This window comes from Bacillus sp. SM2101 (assembly GCF_018588585.1).
GTDB lineage: Bacteria > Bacillota > Bacilli > Bacillales > SM2101 > Nanhaiella > Nanhaiella sioensis.
This window is the reverse complement of the sequence record NZ_JAEUFG010000087.1, coordinates 1-1,879: the sequence shown is the minus strand read 5'-3', so window position 1 is coordinate 1,879 and position 1,879 is coordinate 1. Positions and strand designations below refer to the sequence as shown.

At 35.1% G+C, this 1,879-nt stretch carries 2 protein-coding genes; one reads left to right on the top strand and one right to left on the bottom strand.

The features are described 5' to 3' along the window. Positions 1 to 349: 349 nt before the first annotated feature. Positions 350 to 499, bottom strand: coding sequence for a hypothetical protein (locus JM172_RS24305; protein WP_214484950.1), 150 nt, complete (start codon positions 497 to 499; stop codon positions 350 to 352). A gap of 197 nt (positions 500 to 696) precedes the next feature. On the opposite strand from JM172_RS24305, the gene JM172_RS24300 reads away from it, so the two are divergent. Beyond that, a complete protein-coding gene (locus JM172_RS24300; RefSeq protein WP_214484949.1) occupies positions 697 to 1,707 on the top strand; it encodes a cytochrome D1 domain-containing protein in 1,011 nt (336 codons plus the stop codon). Positions 1,708 to 1,879 lie beyond the last annotated feature (172 nt).

Below are 1,879 nucleotides of genomic sequence, written 5' to 3'. Positions count from 1 at the left end.
TTGAGTTCACAAAATATATATTTCTATTATTAAGGAATAACTTCTTCTCCAAATATTTTACTCTATAAAAGGACTTTCAGGTTGTACAAAAGTTGGAGATGTTATTGGTGTTCTAGAAAATAGATTCCCACCCAATACTACCATCATACACATATAACATACCATAGTACTTACAAATAAATATGAATTCATAAGTCTTCCCATCCTTAAAAGTTATAATAGTATATATTATTCGTAACTTTAAAATGTTCTTGGACTAGCAACTATACAGATTGCATGATTATGGAGACTTAATTTCTATTATGTTTATTATTTAGATTAGTTTCTTATTTGATCTGATCATAAATATTCAATAAAAATAACCATACCACAATTCCAGAAACCATACTAAACCATGCAAAAAATTGATTCTCTTTTTTAATAATGGAAATAATGCAATTAAAATTGCTCCAACTCCAAACGAAATGACCATAATTAATCGTACAGTTAATTCTAACATCCCCGCCTCGCCTCCCGATTTATATTATTTACATAATAACCACAATATCACTTGTGTTTACAAAAAAATAATGAATTTTTGCCATTAAAGCCTTTTTGTCAACTGTTAGAAAAACTTTAAAATAGGATTTCTCATCATCCAAGCTAATCTTCTCATATCTTTATAGAAAACAATGTTAATGAGAAGAGGTGTTTTTTTTGACGACAACTGTGATTGATGTGAAAACACATAGGATAATTGCTACTGTACCTGCTGGTGATATTTCTACTTTATTTAAACAGTCTATCTTCACACCGGATGGGAAGCTCGCTTATGTGACGAATAATACACTTGGAAGTGTTGATGTCATTGATGTGAAAACTCATAGCGTAATCGCTACTGTTTCAGTTGAGAACCCTATTGACATTGCATTCTCACCGGATGAAAAATTAGCTTATGTGACGAATAATGCTACTTTTGGTAGTGTTTCTGTCATTGATGTGAAAACACATAAAGTGATTACCACTATTCAGATTGTTGCTTCACCAACGATTGTAACTTTCACGCCGGATGGAAAACTCGCTTATGTGGCAAGTCGTGAGGATGGCACTGTTTTTGTCATCGACGCGAAAACGCATAGCGTGATTGCCACTGTTTCAGTTGACGACCCTTTTGACATTTCCTTCACCCCGGACGGAAAACTCGCTTATGTTACAAATGTTAATCCTAGTAGTGTTTCTGTCATTGATGTGAAAACGCATAATGTAATCGCCACTGTTTCAGTTGGGGGTACTCCAGCGATTATCGCCTTCACGTCAGTTGAAAAACTCGCTTATGTAACATGTAATCCTGGGGATGTTGCTGTCATTGATGTCAAAACGCATAACATAATCGCCACTGTTTCTGTTGACGGGAATCCAAGGTTTGTCGCTTTCACGCCAGACGAGAAACTAGCTTATGTTACAAATTCAACTACTCCAGGTAGTGTTTCTGTTATTGATGTGAAAACTCATTGTGTGATATCGACTGTACTGGTTGGGAACACTCCCCTTGACATCGCCTTCACGCCAGACGGAAAACTCGCTTATGTGACGAATAATACTACTCCTGGCAGTGTTTCTGTCATTGATGTAAAAACTCATTGTGTAGTTGCCACTGTTCAGATTGTGGCTGGTCCAGATTTTGTCGCCTTCACACCGGATGGAAAACTCGCTTATGTTGTTGATTGAATTTTGAGCATTTATATTATAGATACTTCTATAATCAAATTAAGTTTCCTTTTAATAATGTTAGTAGTCACATTGTCCATTGTGGTTACTAAAAGTTCTTAGTTTAAACAATATTACCCAAAACATAAAGAAAGACGCTTTTCAGTATAGTTTCTGAAAAGCGCCATATTGT

Bases quoted from the DNA above. Each gene is read 5' to 3' on its own strand.
- JM172_RS24305 (WP_214484950.1), bottom strand. From the start codon at position 499: ATGTTAGAATTAACTGTACGATTAATTATGGTCATTTCGTTTGGAGTT.